This is a genomic window from Corallococcus carmarthensis (assembly GCF_003611695.1).
In the GTDB taxonomy this organism is placed as follows: domain Bacteria; phylum Myxococcota; class Myxococcia; order Myxococcales; family Myxococcaceae; genus Corallococcus; species Corallococcus carmarthensis.
In genome coordinates this window covers 1-4,182 of record NZ_RAWE01000387.1, presented here as the reverse complement: position 1 = coordinate 4,182, position 4,182 = coordinate 1, and the positions used below count along the sequence as shown (strand labels likewise).

The following is a 4,182-nucleotide window of genomic DNA, read 5'->3' as shown; positions in this document are numbered from 1 at the left end:
GTCCCATCCCCATCCCCCTCTTCGTCCCAGCTTCGCCATCCAACCACAGGGGTCTGACATGGACGCGAGGGCCCACCGTTCTCATTGATTGCTGGGAGGGCGCCCTCCGGCCCCGGGCGGCGAAAACCTGTCCGACTGTCGGACAAGTTCGCGGGCACGGGCCTCATGCGGCGAAAACCTGTCCGACTGTCGGACAGGTTTCTGGACTGCGTGCCCGGCGGGCAGCCCTGTCCGTGGACCCGCCTTGGCGTCCGCGCACGCACGACGTCGCGGCCCCCCGCTGAGCTCCTCCAGACGTGCGTCCTCGGCTTCAGGTGGCGCGAACCTGTCCGACAGTCGGACAGGTTTCTGGACTGCGCGCCCGGCGGGGCCTCTGCCCGTGACCTCGCCTTTCCGGCCGCTCAAGCCCTCCCGTCGCGGCCCATCGCGGAGTGCACAGGGTGCGCGTCCTCGCGAAGGACTTCCGGTCGTGACGCGTGGATGGGGTTGAAACACTTCTGGCGACCTGACGCGCACCGCGAGTCTCCCAGAGGCCGGCCTGGTACACGGCGCTGAGGCGGATTGAGGGGCGTGCGCGAGGCTGCGACACTCGCGGCCCTCATGGTTTCTTCCTGGCAACAACTGGCTGCACTCACCGGGCTGCGGTTCTTCGCGTCCGCGCACGTCGTCGCCTACCACGTGTATCACCTGGTCTTCACCGGCACGGAGGCGCCGCCGGGACTGCACGGGCTGCTCACCAGCGGGTACGTGGGCATCAGCTTCTTCTTCGTCTTGTCGGGTTTCATCCTTGGCTACAACTACCTGGAGCGGCCGCCGGCCACGCACGAGGCACGCAAGGCGTTCTGGGTGGCCCGCTTCGCGCGCATCTATCCCATCTATGCATTGGGCCTGGCGCTCGCCGCGCCCGCGTACTTCAAGAGCCTGCGCGACGCGTGGGCGGTGAATCCCTTGGAGGCGTTGTGGCACGCGGCGGCGCTGGTGGTCACGCCGCTGCTGCTCCAGAGCTGGACGCCGTGGACGGCGATGGCATGGAACGGCGCGGGCTGGTCGCTGGCGGTGGCGGCGGTCTTCTACGCGGCCTTCCCCTTCCTGGCGGGACGGATGAATCGACTGGGGACCCGGGCGCTCGCGATGGGCGCGGCGGCGGCGTATGGGGGCGCGCTGGTGCTCCCGGTGCTCTACATGGTGGTGGATCCGGATCAAACCGGGGGCACGGCGTCCGCGTACGGCTCCGGGCCGTGGATGCTGGCGCTGCGCTTCAACCCGCTGGCGCGGCTGCCGGAGTTCATCCTGGGCATCCTCGCGGCGCGCTTCTTCCTGCTACGGGCCACGGAGGCGCCGCGTTCGCTTCCGGTGGTGCTGGCGGTGGTGGGCGGGCTGCTCATCGCGGCGCTGATGGGGAGCACGTCGCTGCCCTTCCCGCTGTTGCACAACGGACTGCTGGCGCCAGTGTTCGCGGCGCTGATCTTCCTGTTGTCGCGGAGCCAGGGGGCCGTGGCGCGGGTGCTGGCCTCACGACCGCTGCGCCTGCTGGGTGAGGCGAGCCATGCGCTCTTCCTTCTGCACATGCCGATGCTGTTCGCCTGGAAGTCCGTGCTCAAGCGGCTGGGCGAGGCGCCCACGTCCGCCTGGGCGGTGGCGGCGTTCGTCGTGGGCGCGGTGTGCCTGAGCGTGCTCGCGTATGAACGCGTGGAGAAGCCCGCCCGCGGATGGATCCGCGACCGGTGGACGGGCCGGGGCACGGAGCAGCGCGCACCGGGCCTCCAGCCCCGGGGGTGAAGCCCTACGCGCTCTTCGCCTGGAGCCGGCGGTGCGGGCCGCGCTTCACGGGTCCCAGCTGCGCGAGCACGCGGCCGATCTCCACCAGTTCCACGGGCTTGACCAGATGCAGGTCGAAGCCCGCTTCCTCGCTGCGGGCCCGGTCCTCCGGCGTCCCGTAACCCGTGAGCGCGATGAGGTGCGCGTCCGAGGCCACGCGTCCGCGCAGCTCCTGCGCCACCTGATAGCCGTCCAGGCCTGGCAGACCGATGTCCAGGATGATGACGTCGTAGGTGCCGGGGGTCGCCATGGCGAGCGCCTCCGGGCCGTCCGAGGCGACAGCGACGGTGTGGCCCCACATCTGGAGCATCTCGCTCAGGCCTTCGCGCGCGTCGGGGTTGTCGTCGACCAGGAGGATGCTCCACTCACCCCGGCGGGACTCGATGCGCTCCACGGTGGCCTCGGGCCTCGCGGTGCCCGTGAGCAGCGGCAGCGTGATGGTGAAGGTGCTGCCCTGTCCCGGTCCCACGCTGAAGACCTCCACCTGACCGCCGTGCTCCTCCACGAGGTTGCGCACCAGGGTCAGGCCGATGCCCAGTCCGCCCCGGCTGCGCGCGAGCCCCGCGTCCAGTTGGGCGAAGAGCTCGAAGATGTGCTCCTGGTCCGCCTGCCGCAGGCCGATGCCGGTGTCCTGCACGGAGACGCGCACGCGGGAGTCCCCGGACACGTGGGCGCCCACGGTGACGATGCCGCCCTCGGGCGAGTACTTGGAGGCGTTGTCGAGCAGGTTGGTGAAGACCTGCTCCAGGCGCGTCCGGTCGCCGTCCACCCAACAGGGTTCGGCGGAGAGGATTTCGTGCAGGACGAGCCCACGCTCCTCCATCACGGGCCGCGCGGCGGCGAGCGAGTGTTGCAGCACGGTGTTGAGGTCCAGCGGGCCACGGCGCAAGGCGTACTTGCCTCGGGTGATGCGGCTGACGTCGAGCAGGTCGTCCACGAGGTGGCGCAGGTGGCTCACCTGCCGCTCGATGATGTCGCGGCGGCGCGCGTCGGCTTCGGACAGGCCGTGGGAGTCCTTCTGCCCGAGCATCTGCACCGCGACGGAGATGGCGGCCAGGGGATTGCGCAGCTCGTGGGCGAGCATGGCGAGGAATTCGTTCTTCTTGCGGTCGGCCTCTTCCAGGCGGGCGGCGTTCGCCAGGGCTTCGCGCTCCACGCGCCGCAGGCGCAGGACGCTGTTGACGGTGGCGATGAGCTCTTCCGGGTCGAACGGCTGGGTGAGGTAGACGTCCGCGCCGGCGCGCAGGCCCGCGACCTTCTTCTCCGCGGTGATGAAGGTGGCGGAGGTGTGGATGATGGCGACTTCGCGGGTGCGGGGATCCTCTTTCAAGATCCGGCACACGTCGTAGCCGCTCATGTCGGGAAGCTTCACGTCGAGCACGACGACGTCGGGCGGCGAATCCAATGCAATCTGCACCGCTTCGCCGCCAGTGACCGCCTCCAGCACGTGGTAGCCCGCCTGGCGCAGCGAGAAGGTGCCCAGGTAGAGGCTCGCGGGGGTGTCATTGACGTGGAGGACGGTGGCTTTGGCGGTAGCGAGCACGGGCGACGTTCCCAGGGAGGAGCCGGGCCGATTTCTACCGCGCGTCAGGGACGCACGAGAACCGTGATCATCCCGCCACTGTCCTCCATGCGGACGGCGCGTGTTGGGATGCACAGGGAGTGTTGAGGCCGTGACAACTCGCATGGCCGCAATGCAGGGAGACGGCCGCGGTGACACCCTCGACCGTCCCCTCCCTTCAGCGCCTCAAGGCTCCGTCCACACCGCCAGCTCGTTGCCCGTGGGGTCCGCGAAGTGGAAGCGCTTGCCTCCTGGGAAGGAGAACGTGTCCTTCACGATGCGCCCTCCGGCCTCGCGCACCTTCGCCAGCGTCGCGTCCAGGTCCTTCGAATACAGCACCAGCAACGCGCCTCCCTTCGACACCTCGCGCTCCTTGTCGAAGCCCCCGTTCAGCCGCCCATCCATGAAGCTCGTGTAGTCAGGGCCGTAGTCCTCGAACTTCCAGCCGAACACGGCGCCGTAGAAGCGCTTCGCCTCCGCGATGTCCTTCACGGGAAGCTCGATGTAGTCGATGCGGTGGTGCTGCTCTGCCTGCTGCGGTGCGGTGGACATGGCGTGCCTCCTCAAGTGGGAACACCCCCACCTTACGCACCCGCCCCGTCCTGCGATTGGACGAATCCGACCTCCGTCTGCTCACGCACGTACGCCCCCGGCGTCAGCCCCGTCAGCGCCCGGAATTCCCGCACCTGGTGCGCCTGGTCGTAGTACCCCGCAGCCAACGCCCACTCCGCCCCCTGCAGCCCCCGCGACAACTCCAGCGCGTGCTGGAGTTGTCGCGGGGGCTGCAGGGGGCGGAGTGGGCG

4 protein-coding genes are annotated in these 4,182 nt (G+C 69.5%); 1 reads left to right on the top strand and 3 read right to left on the bottom strand.

Going from position 1 to position 4,182, the window contains the following annotated elements:
* Nucleotides 1–600 precede the first annotated feature (600 nt).
* Nucleotides 601–1,779, top strand: coding sequence for an acyltransferase family protein (locus tag D7X32_RS43460; protein WP_120608348.1), 1,179 nt, complete (start codon nt 601–603; stop codon nt 1,777–1,779).
* 4 nt (nt 1,780–1,783) lie between these two features.
* Here the strand turns inward: D7X32_RS43460 and D7X32_RS43455 are convergent, their stop codons facing one another.
* The 3 genes from D7X32_RS43455 to D7X32_RS43445 form a co-directional block, all read right to left on the bottom strand.
* Nucleotides 1,784–3,361 carry a response regulator gene (locus tag D7X32_RS43455; RefSeq protein ID WP_120608347.1) on the bottom strand — a complete coding sequence of 526 codons (1,578 nt, stop codon included), beginning with the start codon at nt 3,359–3,361 and terminating at the stop codon, nt 1,784–1,786.
* A gap of 204 nt (nt 3,362–3,565) precedes the next feature.
* On the bottom strand, nt 3,566–3,931 hold the full coding sequence (locus tag D7X32_RS43450; protein WP_120560632.1) for a VOC family protein: 366 nt from the start codon (nt 3,929–3,931) through the stop codon (nt 3,566–3,568).
* A gap of 32 nt (nt 3,932–3,963) precedes the next feature.
* A partial coding sequence (locus D7X32_RS43445; RefSeq protein WP_500683174.1) for a helix-turn-helix domain-containing protein occupies nt 3,964–4,182 on the bottom strand: 219 nt, incomplete at its 5' end.

Bases quoted from the DNA above. Each gene is read 5' to 3' on its own strand.
- D7X32_RS43460 (WP_120608348.1), top strand. From the start codon at position 601: ATGGTTTCTTCCTGGCAACAACTGGCTGCACTCACCGGGCTGCGGTTC.
- D7X32_RS43450 (WP_120560632.1), bottom strand. From the start codon at position 3,931: ATGTCCACCGCACCGCAGCAGGCAGAGCAGCACCACCGCATCGACTAC.